General features: G+C 35.5%; 18 protein-coding genes. 8 read left to right on the top strand and 10 right to left on the bottom strand.

Annotation, left to right across the window (positions count from 1 at the left end; all coding sequences use genetic code 11):
* Window positions 1–3: 3 nt before the first annotated feature.
* Window positions 4–891: an SMP-30/gluconolactonase/LRE family protein gene (locus HSM_RS06390; RefSeq protein ID WP_011608919.1), complete on the top strand. Its 888-nt coding sequence runs from the start codon at window positions 4–6 to the stop codon at window positions 889–891.
* Between the two features lie 66 nt (window positions 892–957).
* Here the strand turns inward: HSM_RS06390 and HSM_RS06395 are convergent, their stop codons facing one another.
* Window positions 958–1,896 carry a sugar ABC transporter substrate-binding protein gene (locus HSM_RS06395; protein WP_012340405.1) on the bottom strand — a complete coding sequence of 313 codons (939 nt, stop codon included), beginning with the start codon at window positions 1,894–1,896 and terminating at the stop codon, window positions 958–960.
* A 214-nt stretch (window positions 1,897–2,110) separates the two neighbouring features.
* On the opposite strand from HSM_RS06395, the gene HSM_RS06400 reads away from it, so the two are divergent.
* The 6 genes from HSM_RS06400 to araD all read left to right on the top strand — a co-directional run bounded on the left by HSM_RS06400 (window position 2,111) and on the right by araD (window position 8,430).
* On the top strand, window positions 2,111–3,601 hold the full coding sequence (locus HSM_RS06400) for a sugar ABC transporter ATP-binding protein (RefSeq protein WP_012340406.1): 1,491 nt from the start codon (window positions 2,111–2,113) through the stop codon (window positions 3,599–3,601).
* An 8-nt stretch (window positions 3,602–3,609) separates the two neighbouring features.
* On the top strand, window positions 3,610–4,638 hold the full coding sequence (locus HSM_RS06405) for an ABC transporter permease (RefSeq protein WP_011608922.1): 1,029 nt from the start codon (window positions 3,610–3,612) through the stop codon (window positions 4,636–4,638).
* A 101-nt stretch (window positions 4,639–4,739) separates the two neighbouring features.
* Entirely contained in the window at window positions 4,740–6,194 is a 1,455-nt protein-coding gene (locus tag HSM_RS06410; RefSeq protein WP_012340407.1) for an FGGY-family carbohydrate kinase, read from the top strand.
* A gap of 10 nt (window positions 6,195–6,204) precedes the next feature.
* Window positions 6,205–6,852, top strand: a complete 648-nt coding sequence (locus HSM_RS06415) for a 3-keto-L-gulonate-6-phosphate decarboxylase UlaD (protein ID WP_011608924.1) — start codon at window positions 6,205–6,207, stop codon at window positions 6,850–6,852.
* A gap of 28 nt (window positions 6,853–6,880) precedes the next feature.
* On the top strand, window positions 6,881–7,741 hold the full coding sequence (locus HSM_RS06420) for an L-ribulose-5-phosphate 3-epimerase (protein WP_041605287.1): 861 nt from the start codon (window positions 6,881–6,883) through the stop codon (window positions 7,739–7,741).
* Window positions 7,735–8,430, top strand: a complete 696-nt coding sequence (araD, locus tag HSM_RS06425; RefSeq protein ID WP_011608926.1) for an L-ribulose-5-phosphate 4-epimerase — start codon at window positions 7,735–7,737, stop codon at window positions 8,428–8,430. Before HSM_RS06420 ends, araD begins: the two co-directional genes overlap by 7 nt.
* 42 nt (window positions 8,431–8,472) lie before the next feature.
* Here araD and HSM_RS06430 read toward each other — a convergent pair whose 3' ends face one another.
* Window positions 8,473–9,294 carry a pyridoxal phosphatase gene (locus HSM_RS06430; RefSeq protein ID WP_012340410.1) on the bottom strand — a complete coding sequence of 274 codons (822 nt, stop codon included), beginning with the start codon at window positions 9,292–9,294 and terminating at the stop codon, window positions 8,473–8,475.
* Between the two features lie 238 nt (window positions 9,295–9,532).
* On the opposite strand from HSM_RS06430, the gene HSM_RS06435 reads away from it, so the two are divergent.
* A complete protein-coding gene (locus tag HSM_RS06435; protein ID WP_012340411.1) occupies window positions 9,533–10,489 on the top strand; it encodes an alpha/beta fold hydrolase in 957 nt (318 codons plus the stop codon).
* On the opposite strand, the gene HSM_RS06440 is transcribed toward HSM_RS06435, so the two are convergent.
* The 8 genes from HSM_RS06440 to HSM_RS06475 form a co-directional block, all read right to left on the bottom strand.
* Window positions 10,467–10,850 (bottom strand): CrcB family protein, encoded by a 384-nt coding sequence (locus HSM_RS06440; RefSeq protein WP_011608929.1) that lies wholly within the window; start codon window positions 10,848–10,850, stop codon window positions 10,467–10,469. The genes HSM_RS06435 and HSM_RS06440 overlap by 23 nt on opposite strands.
* 19 nt (window positions 10,851–10,869) lie before the next feature.
* Window positions 10,870–11,688, bottom strand: a complete 819-nt coding sequence (locus HSM_RS06445; RefSeq protein WP_012340412.1) for a Cof-type HAD-IIB family hydrolase — start codon at window positions 11,686–11,688, stop codon at window positions 10,870–10,872.
* Window positions 11,689–11,725: 37 nt separating this feature from the next.
* Window positions 11,726–12,388, bottom strand: a complete 663-nt coding sequence (locus tag HSM_RS06450) for an NAD(P)H-dependent oxidoreductase (RefSeq protein ID WP_012340413.1) — start codon at window positions 12,386–12,388, stop codon at window positions 11,726–11,728.
* 20 nt (window positions 12,389–12,408) lie between these two features.
* Window positions 12,409–12,705: a YfcZ/YiiS family protein gene (locus HSM_RS06455; RefSeq protein WP_011608932.1), complete on the bottom strand. Its 297-nt coding sequence runs from the start codon at window positions 12,703–12,705 to the stop codon at window positions 12,409–12,411.
* Window positions 12,706–12,729: 24 nt separating this feature from the next.
* Window positions 12,730–13,941 (bottom strand): aromatic amino acid transporter, encoded by a 1,212-nt coding sequence (locus HSM_RS06460; protein WP_011608933.1) that lies wholly within the window; start codon window positions 13,939–13,941, stop codon window positions 12,730–12,732.
* Between the two features lie 93 nt (window positions 13,942–14,034).
* A complete protein-coding gene (locus tag HSM_RS06465; protein ID WP_012340414.1) occupies window positions 14,035–15,084 on the bottom strand; it encodes an ABC transporter ATP-binding protein in 1,050 nt (349 codons plus the stop codon).
* On the bottom strand, window positions 15,084–16,751 hold the full coding sequence (locus tag HSM_RS06470; RefSeq protein ID WP_011608935.1) for an ABC transporter permease: 1,668 nt from the start codon (window positions 16,749–16,751) through the stop codon (window positions 15,084–15,086). Before HSM_RS06470 ends, HSM_RS06465 begins: the two co-directional genes overlap by 1 nt.
* 156 nt (window positions 16,752–16,907) lie before the next feature.
* A complete protein-coding gene (locus HSM_RS06475) occupies window positions 16,908–17,924 on the bottom strand; it encodes a Fe(3+) ABC transporter substrate-binding protein (protein ID WP_011608936.1) in 1,017 nt (338 codons plus the stop codon).
* Window positions 17,925–17,946 lie beyond the last annotated feature (22 nt).

Consider the following 17,946-nt stretch of genomic DNA (forward strand, 5'->3'; position numbering starts at 1 on the left):
TATATGTTATCAGCTAAAATTGAAGTTTATGATTCACGCTTTTACCAATTAGTTGGCACTGAAGCTAGATTAGAAGAATTGTTTGACAAAGCGATTTGGGCAGAGGGACCTGTTTGGCTAGAAAAACAGCAAGCTGTTATATTTAGTGATGTCAAAGGTAATACAATGTATCGCTGGACGGCTGAACAAGGTACACAAATATTCCGACAACCATCACAATTTGCCAATGGTAATGCAGTGGATGCTGCAGGTAATTTGATTACTTGTGAACACGGTCGTCGAGCTATTAGCTTAACGGATCATGCAGGTAATATTCGAGTGTTGGTCAATAAATTAGAAGGTAAGCGACTAAATTCACCTAATGATGTAGTTGTGAAATCTGATGGAACAATTTGGTTTACAGATCCACCTTACGGTATTTTAAGTGATGCAGAGGGCAAAAAATCGCCTAGTGAAATAATTGGCTGTTATGTATATTGCTATGATCCTATAACTGACGATATCCATATCGCAACTTTTAATGTCATGCGACCAAATGGTTTAGCTTTCTGTGAAAATGAAACTAAGCTAGTGGTAGCAGATATGTCGGTAGTCGAGTTTAAAAGAACAGGCTTACACCATCTTGTAGTGTTTGATGTTATTGATAATCAGTTATATAACCGTACAAGCATTGCTGCTATTTCGCCAGGTATTCCTGATGGATTCTGTATTGATCACAATAATGTGATTTATTGTAGCTGTGAAACAGGACTGCTGGTTTTGTTACTTGATGGGACTTTTTTAGGAAGAATTTTACTAGATAAAACCGCTTCTAATTGTACCTTTGGTTTAGATCAAAAAACCTTGTTTATTACAGCTACTAATAGTTTGTATTGTTTAACCTTTAAATAAAAAGAGCTGGTAAGGATTATAGAAAATAATCTTTACCGGCTTTTAGCTTTATATATTTATTGAGGATTAATAATTTTGTTTAGCTTTAGCCTGGTCAACCACTACAGGATCAATATAATAAACCTCGGGGATATCTTGCTTATTAATTTGTTTAATTGCATGTTCAATTGCGACAGCAACTTGTTTTTTCGGTAATTGATCAATTGTATTTTGCATTTTGCCTTGTTTAACGTATTCAATAGCGAGAGGAATACCATCATAGCCAGTTATAAGCACTTTGCCTGCTAATCCTGCATTTTCAACCGCAGTAACTGCACCTATTGCCATATTATCATTTGCGGCAAAAATACCTTGAATGTTAGGGTTGGCAGTTAAGATGTTAGTGGTTACATTTAAAGCCTGTTCTGTTTCCCAGTTCGCAGATTGTGAAGCAACAATTTTGATATCAGGATATTCAGAGAATGCTTTTAAAGCTCCGGCTTTACGTTGTTCTCCATTATCGACACCAGGAATCCCCTCAAGTATGGCAATATTTCCTTTTTTACCTATCGCTTCTGCAAGGTTTTTAGCTTCTAAATAACCCCCACTAAAATTATCTACGCCAACATAGTTAAATTTTAATCCAGCTTTTTTAGCTGCTTCTGCATCAAGTCTTACATCTAAATCAATAATTGGAATCCCTGCTTTTTGGGCCTTTTGGAAAGCAGGGATAAAGGCAATAGAATCATTTGGTGTAACAATAATTGCATCTACTTTTTTTGCGATCATATTTTCAACTAATCCAACAAGTTGTTCAGTTGAGTCTTCTTTTTCCGCAACTTGAATTGTCAAATCTACATTTAGTTGTTTAGCAGTTTCTTTAGCACCCTGTTGCATAGAAATGAAATATTCATTGCTTAGTGTTTTCATTAATAATGCAATTTGAGGTTTTTCTGCTGCAAAAAGAGAGGTAGAAATAGCCAATGTACTTGTTATAAGCATTGCTTTGAATAGTTTAGATTTCATAATTGATCTCCAGTGAGTTTGTAGTTAAAAATTGGTAGCAATCCTAAAATAAAACTTGTCTAAAAACTGTGATCTAGTTCTCAAAATAAATAAAACTTTAAAAGTCTATTTTCTCAGCTTTTAAGTTTATTTACTTTGTGTGATACCTATCACGATTTTATTAGTCTTTTTATGTTATTCTTAATATACAGATTGATAAAAAGGGATAATTGCTGTGTTAGATACTTTACCTATTTTGTCACTTAGAAATATTAGTAAAAATTTCTATGACGTAGCGGTTTTAGACAAAATTAATCTTGATATATATTCAGGCGAAGTGCATTGTTTAATTGGAGAAAATGGAGCAGGAAAATCTACGTTATGCAAGATTATCGCTGGCATCTATAATTCAGATGGTGGCGAAATGTTTTTTCATGGTAAAATTTATTCTCCTCGTAATGTAAAAGACGGTCAAAAATATGGAGTTGGTTTTATTCATCAGGAACTAATGCTAGTACCTCAACTTACTGTACTGGAAAATATTTTTTTAGGAAAAGAACATGCGAATTTAGGAAATCGCATGGACTGGAAAATAATGAGAGAGAAAACACTAAAAATTATTCGTGAATTAGAACTCGATATACAGCCGGATGATTTAGTATCAGATCTTTCGATTGCACAACAACAAATGGTTGAAATTGCTAAAGCTATTTTTAGTGAATATAAAGTATTAATTTTTGATGAACCTACTTCTTCTATATCTCGTAAAAATACAGAAACTCTTTTTAGAATTATTCACCGGTTAAAAGAAAAAGGTGTAGCGATGATTTATATTTCTCACCGTTTAGAAGAGTTTCAATATATTTCAGATAAAGTTACAGTATTACGAGACGGAAATATTACTGGCACGATGTTGTATAAAGAAACATCTGTAGAAGAAATTGTCAGATTGATGGTTGGTCGAGAAATTAATTTAGGACATTATCAAAGAGATACAATATTTACACAGGAAAAATTATGTGTTGAAAATATTACTAATAAAAAAATTAAATCAGCTTCTTTTACTGTGCATAAAGGAGAAATATTAGGATTTGCAGGTTTGGTTGGAGCAGGTAGAACAGAACTTTTAAGAGCAATTTATGGAGCAGATGATGCTAAAGGAAATATTTTTATAGATAAGTTAAAAGTTTGCATTAGATCACCGGAACAAGCCGTAAAACATAAAATTGGATTTATTACAGAGGATCGTAAACTACAAGGTCTCATATTAGATCAGAGTATTCGGAAGAATATAACATTACCAATATTAAATCGTTTCTGGACAGGAATTAGATTAGATCAAGAAAAAGAAAAAAATGTAGCAGAGAGCCAACGTGATCGCTTGAGAATCGTGTCTAACAGTGGTGAACAGCACACTAGAACTCTTTCAGGAGGAAATCAGCAAAAGGTTGTAATTGCTCGATGGTTAGAAAGTGGTGTGGATATTTTATTTTTTGATGAGCCTACAAGAGGAATTGATGTTGGTGCTAAATCTGAGATTTATGACTTGATGAGAGAATTTACAGACAACGGCGGTACTATCATTATGGTATCGTCTGATTTACCTGAATTAATCACAATGTCAGATAGGGTAATGGTCATGAGGAATGGTGAAATTGTAGAAGAAGTTAAAGATCGTTCTAGAATTACTGAAGAAAACCTAATGAAAGCTATGGTTGGTGTATGAGGTCTAAAATGGATAACTTAAAATTAATTTTTTCAAAATTAGGAATTGGTATTGCATTAATTGTAATGATTATTGGAATGTCATTTGCATCTGATGCATTTTTATCAGCTCATAATATTCTAAATATTTTATTACAAGTTTCAGTTATATGTATTATTGCTGTAGGTATGACTTATGTTATTTTAACTGGAGGGATAGATCTTTCTGTAGGTTCTATCGTTGCACTAAGTGCCGTATGCTTAGGATTATTTACTCATCTAGGTCTTAAGTGGTTAGGCGATGAAGTATCAGATTTTGCCGTATTAGCGGTGGTTTTAATTGCTATATTAGGGAGCGTTTTAGTTGGTGCACTATGTGGATATATAAATGGAATTATCATTGTGTATGGTAAAGTTACTTCATTTATTGCAACACTTGGTATGATGGGGATTGCTAGGGGATTGGCACTAACGATATCAGATGGAAAAACAATTTATAACTTTCCTGATGCTCTGCGTTTTTTTGGTAATGGAAGAATACCTATTTCAGATTCGTTTTCTATACCTATCCCAGTAATCATTGCTATTTTGGTTGTGTTGGTTAGTTTTTATGTGCTAACGCAAACGATTTTTGGTCGCCAAATTTATGCTTTAGGTGGAAATCGAGAGGCGGTTCGTTTGTCTGGTGTAAATGTTGAGAAATTAGAAGTCAAAACATATGTAATTAATGGGGCATTGGCTGCAGTAGGTGCGGTAATTTTAGTAGGACGTTTGAATGCGGCACAACCTATCGCAGGTACAGGTTATGAATTAGATGCTATTGCTGCAACTGTTATTGGTGGTACAAGTTTGATGGGTGGTTTTGGTTCAGTTATTGGAACTTCAATCGGTGCATTAATTATGGGAGTACTGCAAAATGGTCTGACTTTATTAGATGTGACGTCTTATTTACAACGCCTAATTATTGGTGTTGTTATTATTCTAGCAGTATTTTTTGACCAATTACGGCGTGGTAAAGTTTCAATAGGACAATTAAAGCGTATTTTCTTTAGAGAATAACTTAGAAGATAGTCTAAATAGTTAATAATTTTAATTATTGGTATGCACAGTTATTTGAATAAATATATTGCTTGCTGAAATTTAGGATAAGGAATAGTGAAATGAATTACACACTTGGTATTGACTGTGGAGGCACTTTTATCAAGGCTGCACTCTTTGATACTTTTGGAAAAATGATTGGTTGCGTGCGTGAAAATGTTGATGTGATTAGCGAGCAAGCCGGCTATGCCGAACGTGATATGTATGAATTATGGCAAGTTTGTGCAAGTGTGATTCGTAAGACAATTGAACATAGCCAAATTGAACCTAGTAATATCAAAGGTGTGGGCATTTCTGCACAAGGTAAAGGTGCTTTTTTATTAGATAAGAATCATCGACCTCTTGGGCGTGCGATTTTATCTTCCGATCAACGTTCACTTGATATCGTGAAACAATGGCAAGCTGATGGTATTCCTGAACAACTTTATCCAATAACTCGCCAGACTTTATGGACAGGTCATCCCGTCTCAATTTTGCGTTGGGTAAAAGAACACCAGCCAAAACGTTATGAGGAAATAGGTGCGGTATTAATGTCTCACGATTATTTGCGTTTTTGCTTAACAGGAAAGCTTTTTTGTGAAGAAACAAATATTTCTGAATCTAACTTATATAATATACTTACAAGGCAATATGATCCTGCCTTGGCTGATTTACTAGGTTTATCAGGCATTATTGATAAACTTCCGCCTATTATTGAGTCCAATCAAATTGCAGGCTATATCACGCCTGAAGCGGCTACTTTAACTGGTTTATGTGTTGGTACAGTTGTGGTTGGCGGATTATTTGATGTTGTTTCAACCGCACTTTGTGCAGATTTGGATGATGAAACTAAACTTAATGCTGTATTAGGCACTTGGTCAGTGATAAGTGGGATCACTGATGGTATTGACGATAATCAAACACTTCCTTTTGTTTATGGACGCTATGCACAATCTGAGAAATTAATTATTCATGAAGCCAGTCCAACTTCAGCAGGTAATTTAGAATGGTTTGTGAAGCAATGGCAGCTTGATTATCAACAAATTAATCAACTTATCGGGGAGCTTGAACCTGCTACCAGTTCAGTTTTATTTGTTCCATTTTTGTATGGTTCAAATGCAGGATTAGGTATGCAAGCTGGCTTTTATGGTCTCCAAGCACATCATACACAAGCTCATTTATTGCAAGCAATTTATGAAGGAGTACTATTTAGTTTAATGCATCATCTTAATCGGATGTTACAACGCTTTCCAAATGTGAAGTTATTACGTGTTACAGGTGGTCCGACAAAATCTAAAATCTGGTTACAGATGCTTGCTGATCTCACAGGAATGAAACTGGAAGTACCACAAATTGAAGAAACGGGATGTTTTGGAGCTGCATTGATGGCGAAGCAGGGTTCTAGTGAGTCAACCACTGATGTTTTCCAAACGCAAACTATGTTCAGTGTTGAGCCTAATCCTATTTATTTCACAGCATATCAAAGAAAATATCAACGTTATCAAAAACTTATAGATTCGTTAAAAGCAATGATTTAATGAGGAAAAAATGACAAAGCCACTTATTCAACTTGCACTAGATGAAACAGATTTAAACACCGCACTTGTTACTGCTAAGCAAGTAGCAGACTCGGTTGATGTTATTGAAGTAGGCACTATTCTTGCTTTTGCAGAAGGTATGGGAGCAGTACGTATGTTACGAGCACGATATCCAAAGCATATTTTAGTTTGCGATATGAAAACAACAGATGCGGGTGGTATTTTAGCTGAAATGGCATTTAACGCAGGTGCTGACTGGATTACTGTTTCTGCTGCAGCTCATATTGCAACAATTGAGAGTTGTAAGAAAATAGCTGATTACTATCAAAAAGAAATTCAAATCGAAATCTATGGCAATTGGACATTCGATGATGCTCAAGCTTGGGTCGATTTAGGTATCAATCAGGCTATTTATCACCGTGCACGTGATGCGGAAATAGCAGGTAAAGGCTGGACGGAAGATGACTTAGTAACAATGAAAAAATTATCAAAAATGGGATTATCGCTCTCAATTACAGGTGGAATTGTGCCTGAAAATATCTATTTATTTAAAGATATCAATGCTAAAGCATTTATTGCCGGACGGGCTTTTACAGGTGAAAAAGGAAAATTTACTGTAGAAAAAATGCGGTTAGAAATTGATAAATATTGGTCCTAATATTGCAGAGATAAACATGGAGTATATTGTGAGAACACATAAAATCGGTATTTATGAGAAAGCATTACCTAAGAACCTAAGTTGGCAAGACCGTTTATCCATTGCAAAAGCATGTGGCTTTGATTTTGTCGAAATCTCAATAGATGAAACAGATGAACGTTTAGCACGATTAGATTGGAGTAAAGCTGAGCGTATTGAATTAGTAACTGCTATTATTTCAACGGGCATTACTATCCCATCTATGTGCTTATCAGGCCATCGTCGCTTTCCATTTGGTAGCCGGGATGAAGCAACTCGCCAAAAAGCCTTTGAGATCATGAAAAAAGCAATTCAGCTTGCTGTTGATCTTGGTATTCGAACTATTCAATTAGCTGGTTATGATGTGTACTATGAAGAACAAGATGAAGGAACAATTCAACGCTTCCAGCAGGGATTGGAATGGGCTGTTAAACTTGCGGCAAGTCACCAAGTTACCATTGCTGTTGAAATTATGGATACACAATTTATTAGCTCAATCAGTCGTTGGAAAAAGTGGGATAATATAATCCGCTCACCGTGGTTCACAGTTTATCCCGATTTAGGTAATCTTTCTGCTTGGAATGAAAATGTGAGTGAAGAACTCAAATTAGGCATTGATAAAATATCAGCAATCCACTTAAAAGATACTTATAAAGTGACAACTACTAGCAAAGGGCAATTCCGTGATGTACCTTTCGGTGCGGGCTGTGTAGATTTTGTACAATGTTTTCGTACCTTATCTGAATTAAATTATCGTGGTGCATTTTTAGTTGAAATGTGGACAGAAAAAGCAGAAGAACCAATCACAGAAATTATTAATGCACGTCGTTGGATTGAACAAAAAATGAAAGAGGGTGGTTTTCAATGTTAGAACAATTAAAGCAAAAAGTATTTGAAGCAAATTTAGCGTTACCTAAATATCATTTAGTGACATTTACTTGGGGTAATGTAAGCGGTATTGATCGTGAAAAAAATCTAGTCGTGATTAAACCTTCCGGAGTGGAATATGAGGTAATGACGCCTGAAGATATGGTAGTTGTGGATTTATTCACAGGTCGAGTAGTGGAGGGCAATAAAAAGCCTTCATCTGATACTGCTACCCATCTAATACTTTACCGTGAATTTCCAACACTTGGTGGTATCGTTCATACTCATTCTCGTCATGCTACTATATGGGCACAAGCTGGGGAAGATTTGATTGCTGCAGGCACAACCCACGCAGATTATTTTTATGGTGCTATTCCTTGTACACGCAAAATGACACCTGTAGAAATTCAGGGTGACTATGAACTTGAAACAGGGAAGGTAATTGTAGAAACATTTCGTGTACGAGGGATTGATCCTAAAGATGTGCCTGCGGTATTAGTTCATTCACATGGTCCTTTTGCATGGGGAAATGATCCGGATAATGCCGTACACAATGCTGTTGTTTTAGAAGAGATTGGCTATATGAATTTATTTAGTCGCCAACTTCGTCCTAATTTATCGTCGATGCAACAAGAGTTGCTGGATAAGCATTACTTACGTAAACATGGTAAGAATGCTTATTACGGACAGTAAATATGACATAAGTGCTAAAGTAAATTGCTTTAGCACTGAGTTTTAGATGTTATTAAGAATAGCGTCTAAGACAGAAGCAATTCCCGCTTTATCATGATGTAGAGTAACCATGTTTGCTTGTTGTTTAATTTCGTCCTCTGCATTACCCATTGCGACACCCAGTCCAACTAATTTAAGCATAGAAATATCATTATGATTATCCCCAAAAGCCACAACAAATTGAGGGTCAATGTGCCATGTGTTTAGTAACTCCAATAATCTTGAGCCTTTTGTATTTCCGCTATTGGCAATATCAACACGATCAACCCATGACCACTCACAACTAAACCCAATTGAAGATAAATGATCAACCGCAGTTTGCATCAAGGCATGATCAGGATGGCTAATTACAAATTTCCATATCGTTTCCTGATCATTTAATAACACATTAAAATCAGGAACATGGCGTAGTTTGGGATGTACTTGGGGAGGACAACGCTGTACCCATTCGGAAAATTTACGCAGATGCTCATTCATTATTGAGTAATTCATTGTATCACGTGAATACATTAATAAATGTAAATTGTATTTTTCTGCCAGTTGAATGACTTGTCGGGATTGTTCTAAAGAGAGAGGATTTGCTGCAAGTACGGTATCTGTTTGTGGTTGATACATATAGGTACCGTTACAACAAATCATGGGAGTAGTTAAACTCAGCTCATGGTAATAAGGATAGGCGGCGGTATGATGTCTTCCCGTGACTAAAATGACTTTTAAGCCTTTATCAATACAACGTTGAATCATGATTTTATTTGACGTTAAAATTTGCCCTTGGCTATTTAACAACGTGCCATCAAGATCAAATGCAATGACTTGGTATTTCATCTTTTTTCCTGTTTTGAATATTATTTAGTTGGTACAGTATAGAGCTTTTTAAATCCAAAGGGAATATATTAGTCTTTGCAGGGATAGGACAACTGTATAATTCTGTATAGGAAAATTAAATAAAACTGACCGCACTTTTATGCTCACCTTATACCGCTACGATGCAATTATTTTCAATAGGTACAATGATGAAATGTGTTATGATTAACACATTTCCAGTTTTGATGTAGAGTAAATTATGAGTCAACATGAATCTCACTTCAATCATTTTGCCTTAGCCGAACTGTATCCTTTTGCTACACAATTTCCTTTGCAAAATATAATAGGAAAAAAAGGAATACGAATCGTCTATCGCCATTTTGTTCAAGAACATTGTGCTGAACGTAGATTAGTGATTTTGGTCAATGGACGTGCAGAAAACTTGTTGAAATGGACAGAGTTGGCTTATGACTTTTATCGACAAGGCTATGATGTTTTAGCGTTTGATCATCGTGGACAAGGCTATTCTCAGCGTTTATTAAAAGACCATGACAAAGGCTATATTGATGAGTTTCGTTTTTATGCGGATGATCTTACTTTGTTAGTGGAAAAAATTACTTCGTTGTATCACTATCGTAGCCAACATATTTTGGCACATTCTTTAGGCACTTTAATCAGCACTTATTATCTTGCCAATGATAATCACCAAATAAAAAGTGCGGTATTTTCTGCACCATTTTATGGTATTCCACTGCAGCATTCATTACGAGATGAATTCATTATTAATTTAATGATGTTGCTTGGGCAGGGCTCACGCTATGTATTTGGCAAAGGTGAGTATAAACCCGCTGATTTAGATAAGAATGATTTGAGTCTTTGTCGTACTAGAATGAAATGGATGAATCGTATTAATCGTCGATACCCACATATTCATTTAGGCGGACCAACTTTTCGTTGGGTATATGAGTGTATGTATGCCATTAAAAAATTACCCGTTGTCTTACCCCGAATTGAAATTCCGGTACTAGTTTTACAATCAGAAAGAGAAAAAATTGTGGATAACCAAAATCTGCAAAAATTGACCGCACTTTTGCCTCAAGCTCAACTAGTGCAGATTGAACATAGTAGGCATGAGATTTTATTTGAACGTGATCGAATTCGAGATTTAGCACTAGCAAAAATCAATCAGTTTTTTACTGAAAATAACGCCAAATAAACACGCCTAATGTTGTAAAAAACAAGCAACCGAGAATATGTAACGATGTAATAGTTATGCCTTCTAGCCATTTATGTTGAAGCAGATTTTCAATAACTTCTGCACTGAATGCCGAAAATGTTGTTAAACTACCTAAAAATCCAGTTACAAAAAATAGGCGATATTCAGTTGAAAAAGCAGACGAATGCCAAAACATAGCCAGCATTATTCCCATAATTAAACAACCGATATAATTTGCAATTAATGTGCCAAAGGACAAGAAAGTAAACAACGGATTGAGTAATAATGTCAATCCATGACGAGACATTGCACCAAGAGAAGCACCACAGCTAATTAAGAATAAATGTGTAAATAGATTCATATGTGTATAATAAACAGAATTAAATGATATTAAATAGCGTGCAGAGATACCTCGCTACCGATTCTTGTGCGTTTAACCCAATGATTTCTAAATTCGGGCAAGCTGACTTTAAACGTGGATCAGCATTGCTCATCACACAACCTTTACCAACTTGGGTTAACATTTGTATATCATTCATACCATCTCCAAAAGCAATACATTGCTGCATTCCATAATTCCGCTCAGCTAATACCTGCTCTAGTGCAGTGGCTTTTGATACATTTTGATTCATTATTTCTAAACAAACGGGAGTTGAATAAGTAATGCTGAGTTTATCTCCATATGTGGTTTTGAGAGATGTTTCGATATTGACTAAGTCTTGCGGTTCACGGCCAAGGAAAAACACTTTTTCTGTAGTTTTTCCATGATGTTGAGCAAAATTCACTACTTTATACATAAAACCGGAATCTTGATGGTATTTACGCAACTGAGGAACTTCTGTATTAATAAACCAATCATCCCCTTGATATGAATTAACACATATATGTGTACGATCAAAAGGTAAGTTCATAATTTCAAATGCTATTGTTTCAGGAATGTAATTGCGGACTAAAAGATTGCCTTGCAAATCCTGTGCTCTTGCACCGTTAGAAGTAATCATTACTGCATTGTTGATCTTAATTTTTTTTAAGATTGGTAGCAAATCCGTATGGTTACGCCCTGTTGCTAAGATAATATCTATACCTTGAGATGCAAGCTTTTGTAGTGTCTCGATAGTGAAATCGCCAATCATATGATTGGCATTAAGTAATGTACCGTCTAAATCAGAGACGATGGCACGAAAAGGAACATTTTGCATAGCCTATCTTTATCCTATACTGAAATCACAGAACAGATTATTTAACCCAAGTGACGATTTCATTAAGGGATTTACGGGATTTTGGCTTAATTTCTTTTGCTCGGTAGCCGAAAGTTGCCATTACCGAAACTCCCCATTCGTCTGAATCTAATACACCTGCGTCAGTTAAAATTTGATTTACTTTTTCATAATTAAAACCTTCAATTGGACAACTGTCTATTCCAATTAATGCAGCACCAGTTAACATATTTGCTAAGGCAATATAGGTTTGTTTACTTGCCCAGTCAAATAAAGTGCGGTCATTCTCAAGCGTTTTCATATGTTCTGCTTGAAAGAGATGATATTTTTCTTTGGTAGCTTGTATTTGTTCGCCGGATAACCCACGTCTTTTCATGGATTGTACTAAAAATTCTGAATCATAGCGTGCATTCTTTTTCGCTAAGATAACAACTAAATGACTGGCATCGTCAATTTGAGTTGCCATCCCCCAGCTGACAGGTTTTAATTTTGCCCGTAGTTCCGGATTTTGGATTACTAAAAAATGCCAAGGTTCAGAGCCGACAGAACTTGGCGAAAGGCGAGCAAATTCCAAAACATAAGAGAAATCTTCATCGCTGATTTTTTTATTTGGATCATAGTAACGTGTGGATGCACGACGATTAAAACTATCCAGCACGTGTTCTTTTGAAATAGTCGTCATAATAAATGTCCTTTAAATATTTAGCGAATTGCCATTTGGAATAAAACCACTTCAGCTTGACAACCAAAAACAATACGCATTTTTAAACGAAAACCATTTGAAATGTCGGTAATTTGACTCTCAATATTTGCAGGGTCATTTTCAATATCACGAGCTTTCTGAATAAAATAATCACGAGCGTTTAACGCTTGTTTTTCCGTATCGTATTCCGCTTCAAAAACAACTTCTCTTGCGGAATTATCCAGCATTGAATCGCCTTTGATACGGCACATATTGTGTGCTTCTGCCACTTTTTGTTGCAATGTTTTATCACTCATGATTATTTCCTTATGTTTAATAAATTAACCTACCACACTTGGTAATAAACCTGCTTGAACTAGGAATGGAATAATCACAATAAATACACCAATAACTAATACAGCGATAAGGGAGGCGGAGCCACCTTTTACTCGATACGGTAAGTGCGGGTAAATTTTACGTAATTTCCATACCATTGCAATAGGTAAAACGATTGCATAGAATGCAAACATTTGTCCTGCATATCCTAAAGCTAGAATAAACCCTTGGGGATAGAATAGTGCAAAAGCAAGTGGCGGTAAGAAAGTGAGCAGACCAACTGAAACACGATTAGCTGAAATATTTACTCGTTTTAGCAGATCTTCAATTGCTTCGAACAAACCTAAGGCAACACCTAAGAATGAAGTAATTAATGCAAATGCAGAGAATAGACGAACTGCACCGCCAATAATTTCACTTCCTGTAATTGTAATTGTTGCTGTCACCAATCCATTTAAGGTTGGATCTTGTTGTAAGATTGCCAAAAATTCTGTTTGGCTTAGTACGCCATGAGTGGCTAATTGCCATAGAATATAAGCAACAAGTGGAATAAAGGTTCCGACTAAGATAGAAACGCGTAATGCCTTTACATCGCCATCAAGGTATTTATTCAGGCTGGGAATAGAACCGTGAAAGCCGAAAGAGGTAAAGAAAATAGGGCTTGCTGAGATGATTAAGGCATTATCAATTGGAAGTGCGAGTAAGTTTTCTAAAGAGACTTTAGGCAGTAATAAGAAAAGCACTACAACAAAGAAAGCAATTTTACTGAAAAAAATGATGCGATTAATCTTATCTACGCTATTTGTGCCTGAAATAATGAAAATACCGAAAAGTACAGTAAATAATACACCTGCAATCCGAGATGTGGTTTGTTCATCGTGAATGGTGGGCAACAGTCCTGCAAGTAAAGAGCTTCCGCCGGAAATGTAAGCTGAAACTAAAGCGTAAAGAAAAATTAACAGTACAACAGTAGAAAGAATACGTCCGAAAGATCCGTAATATTTTTCAGCCAAAGTCCCAATTCCAGCATCACTGTCTACAGTCTGATATAGCTCAACGAAAAGTAGGGCGGCAAAAGAGAGTAATAGCCAAAGCCCGATTAATAAAGTAAGTGTAAAGCCAAAACCGATTCCGGCTGAGGTTAATGGCATAGCGAGCATGCCACCGCCAATTGTTGTTCCCGCTACAATAAGCGTACTTCCAAGCGTTTTGTTCATATTTTTCTCCCATAATGAAAATAAAAGTGCGGTTATTGTAACTTATATTTTTTTAAAAGTGTAATTTTATTTTTACAAAATGTAATATTATGTTTACATATTTGTTTTAGGAAAGAGAATTGGCTTAGGATCTTGATAGAACAATTGTACTTTTTGTCCAATTTCTAAGGATTGCATTGTTTGAATGGTGATTTGTTGTACATCAGATAGAGTAACTTGGTACTGATAATATTGCCCTAAAAATTGACTTTGAGCTATTGTGCCATGTCCCTGTAAAGTTGGTATGACCTGAATTTGATGCGGGCGAACCAGCCAATGTAACTCCGTATTTTGTAATAGTGGAGATTGATCAGCGAGTGTGAGTAAGTTGTCGATAGGCTGTATACCAAAGATTGAATGTAATTGATTTTGTTGATCAATATAGCAATCAATATAGTTATATTTACCTAAAAATTCAGCCACAAATTTACTGTTAGGTTGGTAATAGAGTTGATCTGTTGCTCCGACTTGAATAATTTTTCCATCTTTCATCAATGCAATATTATCGGCAAAAGCAAATGCTTCTTCTTTGCTGTGAGTTACAAAGATTGCTGAAATGCTTTGTTGTTTCACTATTTGTTTAATCTCATCAATCATTTGATAGCGAACTTGGCTATCAATATTTGAAAAAGGCTCATCAAGCAATAGTAGTTTTGGCTTGCATGCTAAGGCTCGAGCAATAGCGACACGCTGTTGTTGACCTCCTGACAGTTGGTGAGGGTAACGATCTTCCAGTCCATCTAGATGAACTAAGTTAAGCATATTTTGCGAAATTTGCTTTTTTTCCATCGCACTTTTTTTATCCAAACCAAACTGAATATTTTCTTTGACTGTTAAATGAGGAAAAAGAGCATAATCCTGAAAAATAAAACCTATGTTGCGTTGTTCTACAGGGACAGGTGTTAAATCTTGTCCATTTAAGTAGATTTTTCCTTGTGTAATAGGCTGTAATCCGGCGATGGCTTTTAATAGTGTCGTTTTTCCGCAACCACTTGCTCCCAATAAACATAAAATTTCATTTTTTTTCAATTCTAGATCGAGTTGATGTAAGACAATTTGTTGTTTGTATTGACAACTAAGTGATTGAATTTTAAGACTATTCATTATCGATCCTTTTCTGAATGTAAAATGAGTGAACGAGTGAGCCAAATAACAGGGATTAAACCAACGAGAATTAACGTTAATGCAGGCAAAGCGGCATGTTCTAATTGTTCATCGGAAGTAAAAGAAAAAACATAAGTTGCTAGGGTATCAAAATTAAAAGGTCGCAATAACAATGAGGCGTTAAGTTCTTTCATACTTTCAATAAACACCATTAAAAGTGCGGTTAAAATTCCTTTAGAAAGTAATGGGAAGTGTACTTTTTTTAACATTTTTATGCCATTAGTACCTAAGCTTTGACTTGCCATATCTAATGTAGGAGGAATTTTTTGTAATGATGTTTCAATACTTCCGAGAGCCATAGCGGAAAAGCGAATGACATAAGCGGAAACTAAAGCAAACATTGATCCTGAAAAAATTAATCCTACAGGAGATAAATTTAACTGAGCCAGTATAGCGTTAATTTGATGATCCGCAAATGTGTAAGGAATTAAAATACCGATCGCTAAAACTGTACCTGGAATAGCGTAGCTTAAACTCGCAAAGCGTAAGGTGAATTGTGCACTACGTTGTATGTGATTTGAATGTAGATTTAAGCGTTGGTAAAAATGTAAAAGTAGAGCGAAAATTACACAAACAATTGAGGCGGTAATAGAAACTGACAAACTGTTATAAGCATATTGTGAAAATTTATAGAGTTGTGATTGTTCAAAATAATGAATTGCCCAATAACTCAATTGTGCAACAGGAATAAAGAAAGCACAAGTGACTAATCCCCAGCAATAAGTTTGTACTAAAAAGCCTTTTATTCCTTTTAATGGCTTAAGTGCGGTCTTTTTTTCATACCCTCGTTGATAGGTTTTTTGTTTGTAACGGCTATAATTTTCCAGCAACAAGAGACTAAAAATAAGCAATAAAATGAACATTGAGATTTGAGCAGCCGAGCCGAGATCTCCCAGTCCTAACCAAGTGTCATAAACTGCGGTTGTTAATGTTGGCACTGCAAAATAAGATACAGTGCCGAAATCGCCCAAGGTTTCCATCGCAACTAAAGCACAACCAATAGCAATTGCAGGGCGAGTTAAAGGAAAAATAATTTTTTGTAATAACTTGCGTGGTGAGCTTCCAAGTAATTTAGCACTTTGAATTAAATTTTCGCTTTGTTCCAATAAGGCTAAACGTACTAATAGGAAAATGTAAGGGAAAAGAACTAAAGCAAGAACAATGCAAGCTCCCCATAATGTTCTAATGGAAATAAACCAATAATCTTGTGCACTTGACCATGAAAAAGTTTGCCGTAAAAATACTTGTACAGCACCGGCATAGTCTAATAAATCCGTATAAAGATAAGCAACTAAATAGCCGGGCATAGCGAGAGGTAAACACAATAGCCATTGTAAGATTTTTTGTCCGGTAAATTGATATTGAGAAATAAACCAAGCACAAGGCAAAGCGAAAACTAAACTAAAAGAAACAGTTCCAATAACGAGAAGCAAAGAGTTTAGCAGATAATCAAACAGAACAGTTTGCCAAAGATGTTGAATGTTTTGCCAATTGAGGCTCCAAGATTGATAAAAAATAGCAATGATCGGTGTTACAAAAAACAACGTAATAAAAAGTGCGGTTAAAAACCAAATAATTTTATTTAATCTTGAGGAAAATAAAAACATTCGAAAACTAATTATAAAGTAATGTAAAGTTTAATGGGGCAATTATAGCATAAACTCAAAGTCAGTGAGATCATTAAATGCCCAGTTTAGAAACAGGATAAACAAAGAAAAAAGCCTAGTGGATTTAGCATACTAGGCTTATTCTTTTAGCAAATATTAAAGATCGAATTTAACTTCATCAATAAGTTTTAATGCTTTATCGTAGTTTTCCGCTATTTTATTTAGTGGTAGCGGATCTTTCTTAAATGTTCCCCAAGATTTTACTTTTTCAGACGGTTCAACACCAGCTTTTACTGGATATTCATGATTAAGCTCTGCGTATAAATGCTGTGCTTTATCACCACTTAAATATTCAGCAAGTTTAATTGCATTTTCTTTATTTGGTGCATATTTTGCAATAGCGATACCGCTAATATTAACGTGAGTACCTTTTGCTTTTTGGTTAGGGAAGTTGATATAAACAGCCTCCGCCCAAGAGCGTTGTTTTTCATCGTCTAGCATTTTTCCGAAGTAGTAACTATTGCCTAAAGAATAGTCACATACACCTTCTTTAATTGCTTTAACCTGGTCACGATCGCCACCTTGTGGTTTTTGTGCCAAGTTGTTTTTTAGTCCTTCTAAAAATGCTTTTGCTTTTGCTTCACCATCATGAGCAATCATAGAAGCAACAAGAGAAACGTTGTAAGTGTGTTTACCAGAACGCACACAAACTTTTCCTTTTAATTCAGGTTTTGCTAAGTCATAATAAGTGAAATCAGCAGGTAATTTACCTACACGATCTTTAGAAGTGTAAATCGCACGAGCACGAGTTGTTAGTCCAAACCATTGATCATTAGCATCTCTATATTGTGCTGGAATATTTTTTTCTAAGATTTCGCTATGGATAGGTTGTGCAAGACCCGCATTCACAATTTCCATCACACGTTTAATATCAACAGTTAATAATACGTCTGCTGGACTTAATTCACCTTCACGTTTTACACGTTCAACTAAGCCTTTATTATCAAAAAGAACATTAACTTTAATCCCTGTTTCTTTTTCAAACTCTTTTAAAATCGGTTCAATAAGATAAGGTTGACGATAGGAATAAACATTAACTTCATTTGCAGCTAAAGCACTGGCGGAAACGGTCGCTGCTAAGGCTAAGGTTAATGTGCTGAGTGATTTTTTCATGAAAACTCCTTGTAAGAATAAA

Origin of the sequence: Histophilus somni 2336 (assembly GCF_000019405.1) — a bacterium.
Classification (GTDB): Bacteria; Pseudomonadota; Gammaproteobacteria; order Enterobacterales; family Pasteurellaceae; genus Histophilus; species Histophilus somni.

Coding starts and splice junctions, on each gene's coding strand:
- HSM_RS06390 (WP_011608919.1), top strand. CDS start 4: ATGTTATCAGCTAAAATTGAAGTTTATGATTCACGCTTTTACCAATTA.
- HSM_RS06395 (WP_012340405.1), bottom strand. CDS start 1,896: ATGAAATCTAAACTATTCAAAGCAATGCTTATAACAAGTACATTGGCT.
- HSM_RS06405 (WP_011608922.1), top strand. CDS start 3,610: ATGGATAACTTAAAATTAATTTTTTCAAAATTAGGAATTGGTATTGCA.
- HSM_RS06410 (WP_012340407.1), top strand. CDS start 4,740: ATGAATTACACACTTGGTATTGACTGTGGAGGCACTTTTATCAAGGCT.
- HSM_RS06415 (WP_011608924.1), top strand. CDS start 6,205: ATGACAAAGCCACTTATTCAACTTGCACTAGATGAAACAGATTTAAAC.
- araD (WP_011608926.1), top strand. CDS start 7,735: ATGTTAGAACAATTAAAGCAAAAAGTATTTGAAGCAAATTTAGCGTTA.
- HSM_RS06430 (WP_012340410.1), bottom strand. CDS start 9,294: ATGAAATACCAAGTCATTGCATTTGATCTTGATGGCACGTTGTTAAAT.
- HSM_RS06435 (WP_012340411.1), top strand. CDS start 9,533: ATGAGTCAACATGAATCTCACTTCAATCATTTTGCCTTAGCCGAACTG.
- HSM_RS06440 (WP_011608929.1), bottom strand. CDS start 10,850: ATGAATCTATTTACACATTTATTCTTAATTAGCTGTGGTGCTTCTCTT.
- HSM_RS06445 (WP_012340412.1), bottom strand. CDS start 11,688: ATGCAAAATGTTCCTTTTCGTGCCATCGTCTCTGATTTAGACGGTACA.
- HSM_RS06450 (WP_012340413.1), bottom strand. CDS start 12,388: ATGACGACTATTTCAAAAGAACACGTGCTGGATAGTTTTAATCGTCGT.
- HSM_RS06455 (WP_011608932.1), bottom strand. CDS start 12,705: ATGAGTGATAAAACATTGCAACAAAAAGTGGCAGAAGCACACAATATG.
- HSM_RS06460 (WP_011608933.1), bottom strand. CDS start 13,941: ATGAACAAAACGCTTGGAAGTACGCTTATTGTAGCGGGAACAACAATT.
- HSM_RS06465 (WP_012340414.1), bottom strand. CDS start 15,084: ATGAATAGTCTTAAAATTCAATCACTTAGTTGTCAATACAAACAACAA.
- HSM_RS06470 (WP_011608935.1), bottom strand. CDS start 16,751: ATGTTTTTATTTTCCTCAAGATTAAATAAAATTATTTGGTTTTTAACC.
- HSM_RS06475 (WP_011608936.1), bottom strand. CDS start 17,924: ATGAAAAAATCACTCAGCACATTAACCTTAGCCTTAGCAGCGACCGTT.